The 17,252-nt window shown below is 44.6% G+C and carries 9 protein-coding genes and 3 pseudogenes; 3 read left to right on the top strand and 9 right to left on the bottom strand.

What is annotated here, in order from left to right:
- Positions 1-233 (top strand): annotated as a pseudogene (locus L5M38_RS22380) (IS4 family transposase); the annotation flags it as partial.
- Here the strand turns inward: L5M38_RS22380 and L5M38_RS22375 are convergent.
- From L5M38_RS22375 to L5M38_RS22340, 8 genes and pseudogenes are all read right to left on the bottom strand, one after another.
- On the bottom strand, positions 212-1,048 hold the full coding sequence (locus L5M38_RS22375; protein ID WP_263180353.1) for a diguanylate cyclase: 837 nt from the start codon (positions 1,046-1,048) through the stop codon (positions 212-214). The pseudogene L5M38_RS22380 and the gene L5M38_RS22375 sit on opposite strands and share 22 nt — an antisense overlap.
- Before the next feature lie 5 nt (positions 1,049-1,053).
- Positions 1,054-4,860, bottom strand: a complete 3,807-nt coding sequence (locus tag L5M38_RS22370; protein ID WP_218678306.1) for a CHASE domain-containing protein — start codon at positions 4,858-4,860, stop codon at positions 1,054-1,056.
- 701 nt (positions 4,861-5,561) lie between these two features.
- Positions 5,562-7,727: an ATP-dependent RecD-like DNA helicase gene (locus L5M38_RS22365; RefSeq protein WP_263256176.1), complete on the bottom strand. Its 2,166-nt coding sequence runs from the start codon at positions 7,725-7,727 to the stop codon at positions 5,562-5,564.
- A complete protein-coding gene (locus tag L5M38_RS22360) occupies positions 7,724-8,161 on the bottom strand; it encodes a VPA1267 family protein (protein ID WP_016807539.1) in 438 nt (145 codons plus the stop codon). The genes L5M38_RS22365 and L5M38_RS22360 overlap by 4 nt, the downstream gene beginning before the upstream one ends.
- Positions 8,161-8,838, bottom strand: coding sequence for a gamma-mobile-trio protein GmtX (gmtX, locus tag L5M38_RS22355; protein ID WP_016807538.1), 678 nt, complete (start codon positions 8,836-8,838; stop codon positions 8,161-8,163). Before gmtX ends, L5M38_RS22360 begins: the two co-directional genes overlap by 1 nt.
- Positions 8,838-11,498, bottom strand: a pseudogene (locus L5M38_RS22350) (integrase family protein). The gene gmtX and the pseudogene L5M38_RS22350 overlap by 1 nt, the downstream one beginning before the upstream one ends.
- Positions 11,498-12,955 (bottom strand): gamma-mobile-trio recombinase GmtY, encoded by a 1,458-nt coding sequence (gene gmtY / locus L5M38_RS22345; RefSeq protein WP_016807536.1) that lies wholly within the window; start codon positions 12,953-12,955, stop codon positions 11,498-11,500. Before gmtY ends, L5M38_RS22350 begins: the two are co-directional and overlap by 1 nt.
- Positions 12,956-13,148: 193 nt before the next feature.
- Entirely contained in the window at positions 13,149-14,582 is a 1,434-nt protein-coding gene (locus L5M38_RS22340; RefSeq protein ID WP_028759978.1) for a glyceraldehyde-3-phosphate dehydrogenase, read from the bottom strand.
- A gap of 203 nt (positions 14,583-14,785) precedes the next feature.
- Between L5M38_RS22340 and L5M38_RS22335 the strand changes: the two genes are divergently transcribed.
- Together L5M38_RS22335 and gap are read left to right on the top strand one after the other, a co-directional pair.
- Entirely contained in the window at positions 14,786-15,685 is a 900-nt protein-coding gene (locus L5M38_RS22335) for a DUF2989 domain-containing protein (protein WP_263166236.1), read from the top strand.
- Positions 15,686-15,886: 201 nt separating this feature from the next.
- Positions 15,887-16,897, top strand: coding sequence for a type I glyceraldehyde-3-phosphate dehydrogenase (gene gap, locus L5M38_RS22330; RefSeq protein ID WP_006081590.1), 1,011 nt, complete (start codon positions 15,887-15,889; stop codon positions 16,895-16,897).
- 118 nt (positions 16,898-17,015) lie between these two features.
- Here the strand turns inward: gap and L5M38_RS22325 are convergent.
- Positions 17,016-17,252 (bottom strand): annotated as a pseudogene (locus tag L5M38_RS22325) (IS4 family transposase); the annotation flags it as partial.

The following is a 17,252-nucleotide window of genomic DNA, read 5'->3' as shown; positions in this document are numbered from 1 at the left end:
TGATGGTTCAATGCCTGTTGTGGCTAGTTGGTTTACACGCACAGCAACAGGGCTGGGATAAGCATTTTCAGGCCAATACCATTGGGCATCGAACGGTACTCTCAACGATTCGCTTGGGATTGGAGGTACTCAGGCGGCCTGATTATCAAATCACGGAGAAAGAATTGCTGGCGGCCTGGGTATTATTCGCCAATCAGTTGCTCAAATATGGCTATGCTATGGCTGATTTATGAGGGGATCCTTCAGTGCTCAGTTTGGTGGCGGGAGTTTGGGGGTGTGCGATATCTAATTCCAATACATGATGCAGCATCTTTTTTGCCACGGTTACTGCGCCATTTATATCGGTATCGGCTAGCAACACTACAAATTCTTCACCTCCATAGCGGGCGACCGTGTCAGCCTGTCGCCCGTTATGCTTTAGGGCACTGGCCACTTTACGTAAAGCATCATCTCCTGCTAAGTGGCCAAACGTATCGTTATATTTCTTAAAGTAGTCGATATCAATCATCAATACTGCAAGAGGACTCAGTTTACGTCTATGTTGGGCAAGTTGGATTGATAAAACGTTATCAAAATAGCGGCGGTTATAAATACCGGTTAACCCATCCAGATAAGCGAGAGAACGCAGTAAGTCAGCTTGTCTTTTCAGGGCTAAGTGAGCCTTTACCCGGTTACGTAATGTATTTGTATTAAATGGCTTTTGAATAAAATCGACGCCACCTGCATCCCAGCAGGCATCTTCATCCGTTTCATGCTGCAAGCCTGTGACGAATATGACCGGGATATCTGCCAGTTGTTTATCGGCTTTTAATTGCCTGCATGTTTCTAATCCATCCTGCTCAGGCATTACTACATCTAACAAAATGAGATCAGGCCGACTGTCGTGGCAAACTTTTATTGCCTGTTTGCCGCTTGTGGCCATCAGAATATTGTACTCGTTGCCTAAAACCTGAAAGACAATCTGAATATTAATAGGTTGATCATCGACAACTAAAATGGTTGCAGGGAATTGGCTGATAGCTACATTTGGTATAGTGTCAGCTGACATATAAACTACTCTTTGAATTGACTTAACATTTTATCAACTATCACGACTGCTTGCTCAAAAGTCAAGTTGACTAGAGCCTCTTCAAGCTCTTTATTTAGTTCAGGTGTTTGAGCCTGCAGTGACGGTGCCAATTGCTGATAAAGTGGCAACGCTGCCATGTTGGCAAGATTGAGATGTTGCTTTAGCGTCATTAACTGAGCTGCCTGTTCCGTCCGGCTAACAGGGGCTTGTGCGGTAGCTATTTGCTGTTCCACTTGTAATAATTTCACCAAGTCTGTAGCGGTGTTAAGAGTTAACTTCAGTATATCCAGAACGTTGTTATCTACCTGATAACCGTCATCACTGTGCTCACGCAGCTCATCTTCCAAGCGGGCAGTAAGCTTTGCCAGATTGCTAAAGCCAAGTGTGCCTGCAGCACCTTTTAAACTATGAAACAACAATCGTGCATTACGACGGGTAAGTGTTTTATCCTCTAGTTGTTGTAATGCTTGCCTAAGGTCCTGCTCAAATTGCTTTAATACATTGACATAAATCGTCAGGGAATAACCAAGGCGCTGAACAGCAGCTTCGAGTTCAATATGATGCTGCTGGCAGAACGCTAACGCTGCCTGATCAAAATTCAGGTTTGATTTATTAACTTGTTTGACGTGAGGTGCTTTTTCTGCTTTATGATGGCTGAGAATTTTGGTCGTCAACTCGTTAAGATCAAAAGGTTTTGCGATGTGGTCTTGCATACCTGCTGCCAGGCAAGCGGCTATATCATCAGACATGGCGTGCGCTGTAATAGCAATAATCGGCAGCAACTGATGTCTAGGTAGCTTTCTAATCTCACGAGTGGTTTGATAGCCATCCATTCCCGGCATTTGTATGTCCATCAGTACCATATCAAAGTGCTCTGCCGTACTTTCCAGCATCTCTAACGCTTCCTCACCGCTGCTAGCAATTTTGATGGTCGCCCCTAGTTGCTGCAGTAACTCACTGGCAACCAGCTGGTTCGTCAAATTATCTTCTACCAGCAGTAAGGATATTCCCTGCAATGGCAGCTCGTGCGGGAGGGGGGAGGTCGGGAGCGACAGGTCGAGATCGCCAAAAACAACACTCTTTACTGCCTGTAACATCATATTTTTTGTAACAGGTTTAATTAAAAATCCATCCAGATAGCGCTCATAATCGTTATTTTGCTCATCGAGCAGTTCTTTTCCATGAGCGGTAATCATTACAATCAGTGAAACCACGCTACTATGCAATTCCCGTAGCTCGCGAGCGAAGGTTAGGCCATCTTTACCCGGCATACGCCAGTCTACGAAAACGACATCATAGCGAGTACTATCGCGGTGGGCTTGCTTGACTAATAGTGACGCCTCTTGCGCATCGGACGCAATCTTTGCCTGCCATCCCAACGAGACCGCAATACCTTGTAAAATTATTCGCGCACTGTCGTTGTCATCGACAATCAACACGCTCAACTTTTCATTACTACGAGTAAACGTTTGAGAGTTTTGGATCGCCCTCTTCTCCGCATTGCGTACGACGACGTTAAAGCTAAAGGTACTTCCACAACCAAATTCACTCTCTACGCCGATTTCACCACCCATCAAATTCACCAAGCGCTTACTGATGGCTAAACCTAAACCTGTCCCGCCATAGCGACGACTTATTGAAGAATCTGCTTGTTGAAAACCGGAAAAAAGAGCGTTCTGTTGCTCCAGCGTGATACCGATCCCAGTATCTTTAATACTGAAAGACAAGTTAATCTCGCCCTCTGGCAGTGATTGAGACCTAATTGAGATGAGTATTTCACCCTTATCAGTAAATTTTATGGCATTGCCGACCAGATTTATCAGGACTTGTTTAATACGGAAACTATCACCTAACAAATGCTCAGGCACATCCGCTGTGACATCGTATAGCACTTCCAATCCTTTTTGCTCTGCACTAGATGAAAAAACAAGGCCGATATCCTGCAGCAAATCCGTCAAACTAAATGGATGCGGGTCTAGCTCCAACTTACCGGCTTCAATTTTTGAGAAATCCAGAATATCATTTAACAAGGTAAGCAAAGACTTAGCTGCACTATAGGCTTTTTCTATATAGTCGGCCTGGCGTTGATCCAGCGTGCTGTTGGCTACCAATTGTAATAATCCCAGAACTCCATTCATCGGCGTGCGGATCTCGTGGCTCATATTTGCCAAAAACTCAGATTTTGCTTTATTAGCAGACTCAGCTTGTTCTTTTGCTTGTGCCAGTTCCGCTTCGTATTTAAGTTGTTTAGTTAAATCAAACGCGATACCAAGAAAGCCTGCTAGCTGACCTTGCTCATCTTTTAGTGCACTGAGATTTAGTTTTACTTGCACCTGTTCACCGGTTTTTGTCAGGTAGGTCCAGCGCACATTATCCGTTTGCCCCAGACGCGCTTTCGCTACAAGGGTTTCAAAACCGACCGCGATGTTGCTACCGAGCTCAGTGGTCAGCTTAGCGGCATGGTGCTCCACTTCTGCGGGCAGATGAAAAATAGACGGGGTTTGTTGGAAAAGGACCTCCTCTGCGCGATAGCCTAAGAGTTTTTCTGCTGCTGGATTAAAGGCCGTAATAATGCCTTCTTCATCGGTAGCGATAATGGCGTAGCCCGCGCTGCTAAGAATACTGCGCTGCAAGATATTAACACGTGAAATCTCCGCCGTTCGCAGTGCGACCTGCTGTTCAAGCTCAGCATTCGCTTTTAGTAAAGTTTGCTCTGCAATACTTGCCAGCTCCTGCTTATGACGGATTAACTGACTTCTGCGCATTAACATAAGTTGCAGTAGATACACGCCAAAGGCCAGGATGGTACTGACTGCCATTACTTCAAAAAATAAGCTGGTGCCAGAGCGCAGTTGCAGTTCATTAATAAAGCGATTGGTTGGCGTAAGCGACAGCTGCCATTGGCGGCCAAATACAGAGAGATTTAATTTATGTTGTAGAGCAGCGTCGTAAGTGTCTTTCACTTCTTGGCTGAAGAACTCGATTGGCGTTTGTTCGGTAATGTCACTGATTTGCAGAAAGACATCGTTTTCCAGACCAGCAACTGAATTAAGGACGTCGTTAATCAGGATTGGGGCGTAACTCCAGCCAAATAAATGTTCAAGCCGTTGCCGACTATCTTGTGGCACGGTTGTTGTTTTATATACCGGCATTAACATTAAAAAACCCTGTTGAGCTCGCTCATTTGCTTGTACTAAGGTAATGGGCGCTGTTAACCTCACATCGTTATTGAACGCCGCATCTAATGCTGCCTTGCGGCGCATTGCTTCGGAACCAATATCAACCCCCACGGCCTCTCGGTTGTTTTGCTCAGGTTCAATATAGGTGATCACAAAAAGGCTATCTTGGTGTGGCGTAAGCTGCCTGATTTGGAAGTTGTAGCTTGGTCGCTCGGCAGCCATCCGGTCTAGAAATGCCGCAGTTTGGTTTGGTTCAACTTTGATGATTAAACCAAAACCATGAGCCCCTGGAAACTCCCTTTTATAGTCTCGCACTTGCGTATAGACCTGCATATCGTTGTAATCAAAATGCTCAGGGGATAGCGACATTACTGCACCACGGGTGCCGCGCAAACCATATTGATACAGCGTGACCTTTTCCTGAACCCCTTCTGCAATTAGATTTAACCTGACAGTAACCGCATCACTAATTCGCTTTGCTTGGGTTTGTTGTTGCTGATCTACCATGGATGTTGCCACAAAGTAGCCAATAACTAATAACCCTAACGGTAGCCATAATGACATTAACCAACTGCGTAATGAAAATTTGGGAACAGAGATAAGTGACTTCATTTAATGCTCAGGAGGCTCCGATTGATATAAAAAGGGTAGGGCCGATAATTTAGATGGAAAACCAAAATCAAATTCAGAAACAATCCAGCAACTGATTTGCCTGTAGGACTCGCTCATTATGAAACAGTCGCACCAGCGCGCCGTGTTTTTAAAACAAGTTGAGCCAACCAGTAAATTAGAAACTTATTAAAAATATCAATCTAAGCTCAAAAAGCAAAACTTTCAAGTTGCATTGAGCTTATGTCGATATGAATAGTCATATTTAATCTACAGAGCAAGGACAAATTAGCGCCCCCTAACATTGTCAATCCAACTTAATTGCGTGATCTACGGAAATCAATAGAAGCAGATCGCTTTGAAGATGATTGTTGTAGTAAAAAGTTAGCTTGCCTTACTGAGAAGCACGATCCGAGTGACAATCAACTCGACGAATGGATGCTGGACACTGTGGTTGAGACACATGCCATTTTGCGGTTAAAAGTCCGTCCAACTTCAGGCGTTAATGTCCGCTCTATCAAGCAAAGCATACTTTCGCATGAGTACTATGATGCGGAGAGAAATTTCTGCTTTTCGCTCTTAGCTGACGATCAATTAACTGTATGACTGCTGAAGCTGGTGGTTACATGAAAGTGCAACGGGTTGTAAGCCGCGATTGATCGTGGTGATAAATTTGGGTGATGTTTTGCAGCTTTGCTAATTTGCTAATTTTGGTGTAGTAGTTCACTCAAGTAGCTATTTCGCTTATGTGAGTTACTGTGGGCATCTGTAATACCCCTTAGTTCATCCGAGCTACCAACTATATGGATCTCAACCTCGGCTCTGGTAATCGCGGTATACAGCCACGCTCTATCAACGATTTTGCCTTTCTGTAGTGCAATAATGATTCTAGGAAACTGCGATCCTTGAGCTTTATGTAGGGTTATTGCATAACCCAACTCCATGCAATCGAGCACGGATTGTGTGACCTCAACTTTATCCCCCGTATCCAGCGTTACTACACCATAACTTTCACCTGATGAGTCAATGCTGGTAAGCGTACCAAGAGAGCCGTTTTGAATGCCTTTATCATAGTGGTTTTGCGTAAATAGAATCGCATCATTCAATCTGAGGTTTTGAAAGAATCTCTCACCGTGCATTTCAAACTCAAGCCTTCTACCGCTTGGGTTAACAGCCTCTTGGGTCAGTTTATTAATTTCAGCAACGAGTGCCTTGGTCGGTGCCATGACGCGACTATTTTCAGGTGATTGCTGATACAACTCACAACAGGCTTGAGCAATGTCGCTCTTTGCCGTTTCGTGGAAGTGAATAGCCCCCGTACTTAGTTTTTCAGGCACGATACCTTGATTAATGAGCTTGGAGTATTCAGGAATACCCGTTGAGCCTTTCTGACGCTTAACGATATCTAGCATAGTATTAGCAATGGCTTTTGATAGAACGATATCAGCCAAAACCTTGCCGCACCCTATAGGTGGTAACTGGTCAGGGTCGCCAGTAAAGATAATACGAACCGATGGGTGAATATGGTTGACCAGGCGATACATGGTTGGCAAGTCAATCATACTGGCTTCATCTATTACCAGTAAATGCTTTGGCTGGTCTGAACTTGGCTCAATAGGTTCTCTACGTAATAACTTAGCGATAGTTGAGGTGATAAAGCCAATTGACTCATGCAAGCGCATAGCAGCTCGGCCACTCAGTGCTACTGCATGTATTTCAAATCCCATTTGATGGTAGGCTCGAAGTGCGGTTCTAAGGACTGTGGTTTTACCTGTGCCAGCTCCGCCCGTAATACAGCTCACGGCGTTATCCAAACACGTTGTCACTGCTTCAATCTGTTTCTTGGTTAGCTCGTATGGTAATTCATCAACCGAAGAGCAATATGCAGAATTTGCAACTTCGTCATAAAGGTTGTTTTGATTAGCTAGTGCTTTAAGTCGTTTGGCAACGACATTTTCCATCAACAACTGGGCGGTTGGATGATAAGAGCCAGTGTCAGGGTTTAGGATGTATTGCGCTTTGTTGTGACCTGCTTTAAACGCTTCCGTCACCAGTTCCTTATCTTTGAGCAATTTGGTTAGGTATGGGCGTAAACACGCTTGAGTTGTATAGGTGTGGCCTTTCTCAATCTCTTTTCGAATCGCGGTTTCAAGTGCGGCACTTAGTCTGCGGTGATCACAAACTGTGATCTTAAACTGGTCAAAATTAACCAGTTTATCGACATCCGTAAACGACATTCCAAACCCAATAAGGACATACGGATTTTGTTTAATAGCCTCAATGGACTCTTCTCCATGATGCTTCAATAAGCGCTGCTGAATACTTGCTGGTATCTTGTGTTCGGTCATCCAGTTGCAGTAGGCCAGATTCTTATATTTGGCGTAACCCTCAAATAACGCATTGATAGAATCTTCACTCAGGACACTTCTAAGGCGCTCTCTTGATTCATGAGTGTCTTTTCTAACCGTTGGGTGAAAATCCTTTCCTAACAGTTCCCAAAGTGCTCTAGCTTTACTTTCACCGATACCTTTGAAATCACTTTCTCTGGCAATAAAGCGAATAAGCTGTTCACCCGTTTCTGGCAGGCTGCATTCGATGTGCTCTGGTGATTCATAGGTATGCTGCTGCATCACGAAATCACCTGTTTCTACTTCCTCTACCAAACGAGTTCCCTTCACTGACCAGTGCTGGCCGAGGGCTGGTTGAACGGGGATGGCATCTGGATCAGCTTTGATGGTGACGTAATACTTGCCGCTATTGGTTTTGTGTGAGTTTTTTTTCAGTGGCACGCCACTGAATATCACCATTTTGGTAGAGCTGTACGGAATGCTCGTGACACGCATTTGGTCTTGATGGAGTGTAAATTTCATCGTGGCATAAACCCCATTTCTGACAAGGTTTCATTCAGTTCGCCAAACCGCTCCAGTTTACCTTCCAGCTCTTTAACTTTGGCTTTTAGCTCAATGTTTTCAGCTTCTAAGGTCGATACTCGTTTTGAGTCGAGCAGCTTGCGATTAGCCGTGTTGTCGTATTGCTTTGGTTTGTCGGTATTGTTCCTTGCAGATTCGGTCAGTGGCGGGAGTATACCTTTATCACGCAGTTTGTCTTCTAATGCCTTGAGCGCTTTTCTAAGCGTAGGATTTTGGTTAAGGGCAGACTTACCGCAACCAACCCCTTTTGCTACTTCGATGCGGTTGAGCTTGCCTTTAAAGGCGATTTGCTTAAAGTCATCATCAGTTTGAGTGGCTTGCCATACTTCAAATGCTTCGAGGTTTTGCTGCGCTCTTTGCTGACCGTTCGCCATTAATCATCTACCTCACCTAACAACTTGCGTAGACCTGTCGCAAAGCCTCTAGGGAATATTTCTGTGTTGTATTCCATGTCTTTTACTTGGCCTGCTTGTGTGGTTTGCCAGTTATGTTTTTCCATACATTCGTCAGAGATAGCGTAGGCTAAGGCGTTCTTCTCAGATTCGGTCAAGATGCCAGATAGTGAAGGCAAGACTTCAACACTCGGCTCTGCGCTTGCATCAAACTGACGTACAGGACGCTTATCAATGGTAATATTCGCGTGCTGTTTTAGCAGATTAACCTCTTTGCGATAACGGTTGCGCTCGGCAATAATCTGACCAAACAAAGCCCGTACCGCAGGGTCTGGAATACGCTCAAGTAGCTTGTTATCCTGTGGAACAGACTTAGAGCGTGAGGTTGGCGATAACGGCTTTTTGGTGGTTGTTTTGCACTTTGCTGCCCATGCTTCAATCAAGGTGCGGTAGTGCTTGTTTTTGGTTGCTCGTAACGCTTCGTAACCTGGGCCACCCTCTGCTGCTGATACTCGCCCCATTTGTGCAATGGAGAAATCACGCTGCCCCGATCCTGCATAGGCTTTCAGGATGTCGTTAAGCTTATCTAGGTTTTTTTGGGTTCTTGGCACTTTGTCGTCTTTTAAGTCAGCCAAGATGATATCAATATTAATGTCCATTAACCCTCCAATAGCGCAGGTTGGGTGAGATTTTCTAAGCGTAAGGCTTTATCCGACAGTGCATTCATGCCAGCGTTAAATAGCTTGTGATTAGACAGGTATTCACCCGCTTCGATGTAATTAGCCACTTTACGGTAGCCTTCCATTTTATCGTCAGGGTCGGCTATCTTTGCCATTTGGCGTAGCATGGCATTACCAGCGATTAGCTGCTGTTTTTCATCCATTTCCATAAAGATAGGCTCAAAGCCTTTCTTCATCAGAGCACGACTAAGTTGGCGGGAGCGCTTTTCAATAGCAGGCGTCTTACGCAATTCATCCTGCAAGTCAGGGAAGAATTCGGCATCGTCACATAGAAGGGATAAGTGCAGTAACTCAGACTCTGTTTCAACGAATTTCAAGGCATGGCTAATATCTTGTTCATTCCCTACTGCAATCAATTTATCTTTGGTGTCGTCATCGTTTCGGGCTTCCTCGACGTGAATGATTTTGCTGATTAGCTCGAAGCACGCTATCCAGTCTTTGGTGTATTCATCGGCTTCTACTTGTTGCTTTTCATAGCGGCGCTGTAGAACCTGCATGTCATTATGTTTGGTAAAAGGCGCACCTTGCTCTTCACAGAAGAACTGCTCGTCTTTGAGTGCTTCTAGCTCACCCTCGATTTCAACCGATAGGTTAGCCGCTTGGTGCGCCTTGTAACTAAGTTGATTAAACTGAGCGTTAAGCGCTGGCAGGTATCGCGCCTCAGTAATAAACCAACGGCAACGAATGCAGTTTTCAGGGCCATGCGGTACGCTGCCATAGATGCGATTAACGGCAGCACTTGCATCTCTAATCAACTCACCACCGTTCCAGCACCCGCCCAGCGTACTGACTTCATCGGATTTTACGGTGTTGCCTCCGACCAAACATAAGCCAGCTGAACGCTCCTCCCAGCCGATGGGATTACGGTTAACTAATGCCGCCTGAATGCTATCTTCTTTGTGATAGACCATTTTGCATTGAATTTGCGCTAGTGAGGCATCTTTGAGGAAGTTGCGCACTGATTGCTTGGCTTTACCCTCAAGCTCCCCCTCGGCTTCACTCATTTTTTCCGCCATCACGGACGGGGTAATTTTGTTGTAGTAGATGGTCATTAGGATACGTGAGTGCCCTGCCAGTAGTTTGGATATGACCGGTAGTGGCAATTGGGTATCCATCGTGTAGGCAGTTATCAGCGATACACGCAAGCTGTGCAGGGGGAAATTTGTGGCAACCTTAGCGTTTTCTGGAGTGTCTTCTGGGTAATCCACAACCAGTTTAAGTCGCTCTCCATTATCAAGCGTATTACCTTGCTCAGCGAGCTGGTTTTCCAATTCCAGTAACAATTGATACCAGAAAGGTGCTATATTCGCAGCCCCACAAATTGGTTTGTATTTATCTTCTCCTTTCGCTGACGCATCCCGAAACAGAAAGGCGATTTCACCCATGCTTTCTAACTGGGTTTGTGACTTATGTTTGCCAATATGTTTAGTTAACAGCGTGGTGCAGTCTGTCGGTTTCACTATAGGGTTGTATTTTTCCTGCCAGTTACGCAGTTTTTCCAGCCAATATAATACTTCCTCATTCTGCCAAGGGATGATGTAGCCCCGCTCAAGTTCGTCTTTATTTTGGTCAGCGGTTTTGTTGGTGTTGATATATAAACCTGTGGAATACTGGCCTGTCATGGTGTCATGGATACGGCGAATGATGCCTTTACCAAAAGGGCGTTTTTCGCTACCGAGCGCAAAGTCATGCTTGTCATTGAGCTTCCAACGACCGCTTTCATAACGCCACGTATCCGCTTCACCACTGTCTAACATACGCACTTGATAGGTGCGCAGTGGCAGATGCAGCTTCATAAATATAACCATCGCTTTGACAGGTGACCAGATTTGGTGGAGGGTGATTCTTTTATTATCTCTAGTCACCTCTTTGGTACGCCACACACAATCGGGGTCAGATTTGTCAATCAAGTCAGGCTCAACTTCAAACCAATCGCCACCTGATTTCCTTTGCCCTGCCTGCTCTTGTGCCCATGTCCAATGCTTGAAATGTCGGTAGTGATAGCTAGGCAGTAACGACTCGCCTTGTGGTAGGTTTTGCTCAATCACCGTCAGTTCCGCTTTATCTGGCAATGGACACAGAATTTGGCGCAGGTCTTGGATGTAACGATACGGAAGTGGGTTACGCACGGTTTCAGTGTGTGATTGTTGCCTCTTAATTTTGCTCAGCGGATTGCGAACCAGTGGCATTAAGTTGCCGCTATCATCTTCTTCAGATAGATGATGCTCAATGACGTAATTAATGAAGTCACCGAGGTGGTTGATAGATTTTGATACTTTGACGGGGTCGTTAATAGTTTTTCTCACAGTAGCTTCTAGCTCTTAAGTGGAGCAGATATGGCCATTGTAGCCCTTGAAAAACAGACCAATATCAGTTGCATAGGGAGCGCACTCCAACAGGTAGGACTCAAAAAAACGGCTCAACGCGGAAAGCTTGTGGTCAACCCCCACATGCTGTGTCGCCATCCACTCAGCGGCTAATTCCTGCCATTGCTCCCACTCAGGGCCAAGGGTGGTGAGCATCCATTTAAACGTTAAGTCCGATGTACGCCTGTCATGTTTCTTGACTTTTTTTGCCATTATTTACCTCGTAATTTCGGATGCTTGCCTGTGAAATAGCCTTGCGGGTCAATATCGTCAAAACCGTGCTCGACCAACTCTTTCCAATCTAGCGATTTTACTTTGGACTCAGGATTTGCCAGTTGTAGCGTGGCCTTGTTGAGTTCATCGGAAATTTCCTGCTGCCCTTTACCTGTGTAGGGAACTTGAGACTCCAGTGATTTATGGTGCATACATCGTCGTATCACCAACGGGTTAAGTCCTGAACGCTCTAAGCGTCTGCCATAACTATGACGATGACCGTGCGGGTCGAACCCTTCCGATTTGTTTGGCTCTAAGCCAATGCGCCTTAATCCCGCCGCATAGCTTTGGTGAAACGCATTCAAAGTGTATGGGTTTCCAAGGGCGCTGTGATGGAATGAAATGAACGCATAGGTGTGATGGCAGTCAATACTGGCTCGATATTTTTGGTATCTCTTCCACAGTGACATAAAAACCTTGCCATAATCCGTTGGAAACCACTGAACTTGTATGTAGTTATCTCGATGGTCTACAACTCTTGTTTTCCAGCCAACGTATGCCGTGCCTTTCATTCGTTTGCGTGGTATACGAGCGTATTTTTCTTGTAAATAGGCTTCTCTGGTTTTTGTCCCTGAGCGACTACGCCAACCTTCGGGTGCTTTACCATCGACTTCGTTGTAAATTCGAACTATCGCTTTTTCAGGGTCATACGGATCTTCAAGTACATCAGTCACCCACAGCATAATAGCTTCGCTTTCACGCAAACCGCCACCGTGCATCAAGAGCAGCATAAGCTTATCTCTCAACGCAACTCGTGGATCTTTTGCTCCGCCAATACCATCTTTATAGAATGATTCCCAATGCTTATCTGGGAATGCTAAAGCATCGTCTTCGGCTTTCGTCAATGGAGTACGTCCTTTCATTGTGCGAGCTTTACGGATGGTTTTGTTAACGGTTTTATCTTCAATATGTCCAAGGAAGTCATTTTGGTTTTTTCGATACCAAGCAGCGTAATTAAGGCGTTGCTCATGAGGTGTGGCATCTCGCAAAGGGTTCATTGGCTCTGCGCCATGCTTGTTAGCCAGCCAATCAGTAAATGCCGTTAATCGATGAATATGTTTATTGACGTTATCAGTTGAGCTTGGCACCCAGTACAAGCCAGAGGGATCTAAACCATCTTCACCGATGGTGCCTGTGTAAAGACGCTTAGCAAAGGTTTGGAATAGCATTTTAGGATCTTCAAATAATCCTTTGTTGGCTTCCATGTAATCCAAGAGCAAAGAAGTGGCTTGTATAAAACCATTCATTAAAGCATTACTAGCACCATCAGCTTCCATCTTTAGCAAGTAATCGGTAACTGAACCAACTTCACCTTGTTCGGTGATCAAGATGGGGAGCTGACTTTTAATGCCAGTATTATCTTCTACGATAGTTGCTTTGACTTTAACCGATGACAAGGTTCATTCCTTTATACACGTTAAACATACAATACACTATAATTCTAAAGAGTTTATTGTCAAATAAAAAGGCAGATTTCTCTGCCTTAATACACAATATACATAGTTCAAGGTACTATATATAACTATTTGGCGCTTTATTCAAAGGTTAGGCAAAGTTATTAATCACTCAAGCAAAAACTACGTGGGCAATTTACGCAGGTAGTGATAGCGTCGTTAAACCTAACATAGTTTGCATTACGCCAACCACTTGGCAACTGTAACCAAATTCGTTGTCATACCATACATAAAGAATGGCACGCTTGCCTTCTGCAATAGTCGCTTGTGAATCAACCACACCCGCGTAGCGAGAACCGACTAAATCGCTCGATACAATCTCAGTAGAGTCTGTGTAGTCAATTTGATTTTGCAGTGGTGATTGTAGCGCCGTATCTTTCAGATACTCGTTCAGCTCATCTTTACTGGTTTCAGCATTCAGGTTCATGCTGATGATCGCCATAGAGACGTTAGGCGTCGGCACACGAATCGCGTTACCTGTTAACTTACCGGCTAATGCAGGCAAAGCTTTAGCAACCGCTTTTGCTGCCCCCGTTTCAGTGATCACCATGTTTAATGGTGCACTACGGCCACGACGGTCAGCGGTATGATAGTTATCAATCAGGTTTTGATCGTTGGTATAAGAATGAATCGTTTCAACGTGACCATTCTCGATACCATATTTATCATTCACAGCTTTCAGTACTGGCGTAATAGCATTGGTGGTACAACTCGCCGCAGAAACAATAATGTCTTCTGGGGTAATATCGCCTTCGTTCACACCGTAAACAATGTTCTTAATCGCGCCTTTTGCAGGAGCCGTCAGTAATACTTTGCTGGCACCTGGGCTCTTAAGGTGTAAACCAAGACCCGCTTCATCTTTCCAAATACCCGTGTTATCAACAATCAATGCATCATTGATGTCGTATTTAGTGTAATCCACTTCGTCGGGTGAATTAGCATAGATCACTTGGATATAAGTGCCATTGGCTATGATGGCGTTGTTCTCTTCGTCAACTTCAACAGAACCATTGAAAGGACCATGGACTGAGTCACGACGCAGTAAACTCGCGCGTTTTTCTAAATCGCCTTTCTTACCGCCACGTAAAACGATAGCGCGTAACCTTAACTTATTGCTGCGACCTGTGCGTTCAATCAGCAAGCGTGCCAATAAGCGACCGATACGGCCAAAACCATAAAGCACGACGTCACGCGGCGCGACATCATCGGCATGGTCGATAGCATCGGCCAATTCTTTTGCCATATAGCTTTCAATTTCGCTGACATCAGTATGGTCGCGCCAGTAATTGACAGCGAGTTTACCAATATCCACTTTACATTGTTTAACTGCGAGTTTGCTCAAAGCTTGAACGAAGGGGAAACTCTCGCGTAAACGTAATTTTTCACCGACATGACGACGAACTAAACGGTGCGCTTTAATGATTTCAATCGTAGAAGCATTGAGTAACGGCTTGCCGTAGACCACGACTTCAACGCCTTGGTTACGGTACAACTTGCCTAACAAAGGCTGCATCGCCTCTGCCATTTCAAAACGTTCTTGCCAACTTTGTAGGTGTTTATCAGCGCTCATTTACAGATCCTTTATCTCACTTTTCAATAAAATGTACTGAAAGGTTTGAGTAACATGACGAAAAGACCAATAATCTAATGCGGGTTTTAGGGAAAACCCTGTTTTGGTCGGCGCCATTGTAATGAAAGTCGCGCTTTGTTGCCAGTAAGATATTTTCTGTAAATCTGTAATTTTATTAGAAAAATTATCGTTTGGAGAGTGTTTTGAGACAAAATCTAGTAATAATTACATCATTTACCTTAGGGATGAGCTTTTTCGGTCTTTTCGGTTGTGATAATGACCGAAATATCTCAGCAATTTGTAAAAATAATCCTGAAATTTGTGCCGATTTGCATAAGGATAGCTGGTGTTTGACTGAAAAGACCAAACTTATCCAAAACCGCTACAAGTTAAAAGACAACGAAAACCTCACAGGTAAGCAGCTCTACTCACAATTAACCTACCTTGAGGATTACAGCCGTTGCATTGAACTCGCCTCTGGCGTTCAGCATATCATCCACACCAATCGCACAGCTGATAGAGCCAGAGCCTTTAGACTAAGCACTCAAAATTTAAGTTTACTACAAGATCAAACCCGTGAACGGCAAGACCCTTTTATGTCCTATTACCAATGGACTCGCTTTGGCGATACCGCAGCGTTAAATAGATTATTAGAACAGGAAAACGCCGGCGAAGTGACTGATCCCTTTCTACTTGCCCAAGTCGCAACCTATTACAGCAATCGAAATGCCATCAAAGCGCAACAACTCTATCTTAAAGTCTTTGCGGAGATCCAATACGATGATTTCGACGTTAACTGGTTACTTGGGCTCGCATCTGCCTATCGCCAGCAACAGGTTTTAGATAAATCCTATATGCTGACGAAAGCAAATTTACTACTTACGCAGCAGAAGTATTCTGAAGAAAAAATGCTAGCCTTGCTCGATGGCAATAAAACGCTGGCGACTGAACTCGATTTAAAAGCCCAAGCCCTAATTGATGTGTTAAAAAAGGGCACTTATTCTATGAGTCCAGTAAGACAATGGCTTGATCCTCAAGCGGTTGCCCAAGCGCCAACTGAAACCGAGGCTGTGCTGCCTGCGCCAGTCGAAAAAACAGACTAAGCAATCGATGGCAAAATGTTTGCCATCTTGTAATTTTTTACCCAATAAACGCGTAAAAAATGGCGATTTCGCGACCGATGTAAAAAAAATACCTAATTTGTTAATCAAGACAGCGGTAAAATGCCGATTTAACTTGACGATAGCTGTCAGTTTGGTAATTTTACTACCAGTTGAATTTTATAATCACCAGAGGGATATGAGATGACTATCCGTGTAGCAATAAATGGCTATGGCCGTATCGGTAGAAACGTATTACGCGCCTTGTACGAAAGCGAAAAAGCTTACCCAATCAAGATTGTCGCTATTAATGATTTAGGCGATGCTTCAATCAACGCTCACCTGACAAAATACGATTCTGTTCATGGTCGTTTCAATGCCAAGGTTGACCATGATGCCGAAGCTATTTATGTGAATGGCGATAAGATCCTCACTTTCCAAGAACGTGATCCTGCAAAACTGCCATGGGCAGAGCTACAGGTTGACGTGGTTTTCGAATGTACCGGTATCTTCACTTCTAAAGAAACCGTTCAACCACATTTAACCGCTGGCGCGAAGAAAGTGATTATTTCTGCTCCAGGCAAAAACGTCGATGCCACAGTTGTTTACGGTGTGAACAACAACGTGCTGACGTCAGACATGACAGTGATTTCAAATGCTTCTTGTACAACAAACTGTTTAGCCCCTTTTGCTAAGCCGTTAAATGACGAGATTGGTATCGAATCAGGCCTGATGACCACCATTCACGCTTATACCAACGATCAACGTTTATCTGACGTGTACCACACAGATTTACGTCGTGCCCGTGCTGCGGCACTGTCAATGATCCCAACTAAAACTGGCGCAGCTGCAGCTGTAGGTTTGGTTGTACCTGAATTACAAGGTAAGTTCGACGGTTTAGCGGTTCGTGTACCTACAGTTAACGTATCACTCGTGGATTTATCTTTCATCGCTGCCCGTGACACGACAGTTGAAGAAGTGAATGCCATTATCGAACGCGCTGCCAGCGTTGCGCCATTGAGCGAAGTGTTAGCGGTAAACAAAGAGCCATTGGTGTCTATCGACTTTAACCACAATGCGTTTTCTTCAAACTTTGACGCAACTCAAACCCGTGTAAACGGTCGTTTAGTGAAAGTGATGTCTTGGTATGATAACGAGTGGGGATTCAGTAACCGTATGTTAGATAACGCGGTTGCACTGATGAACGCAAAGTAATCTAGTCACTAGATTCCGCGTTACTCAATTAAGCCTCGCATTTGCGGGGCTTTTTATTACCTTAGTTTTAATAAAAACAACAGACATAAAAATCCCCACGCTATGGCCTGTCTCTTGATCACATCTTTTGCTCAAGAGACAAGGCTAGCTGGTAACCTTCAAGGATGGTTTGCAGTTTAAACCATCCTTGCCATAACCTTTCCCAGCCTACAATTCCGCTTCGTTTGCTGTCATTCCAGCCCGCGAGTTTTCCTAATCTTAGATAAGCCCAATGCACACTGGGGACTTGTTCGGGCGGTTGGCTTTTTTCCGTCTTTAGCCATAACAACTTCCAGGCCAATGGGCTTAACAGGCT

This window comes from Shewanella sp. SM101, assembly GCF_025654465.1.
GTDB lineage: Bacteria > Pseudomonadota > Gammaproteobacteria > Enterobacterales > Shewanellaceae > Shewanella > Shewanella oncorhynchi.
This window is presented reverse-complemented; position numbering and strand designations above follow the sequence as displayed.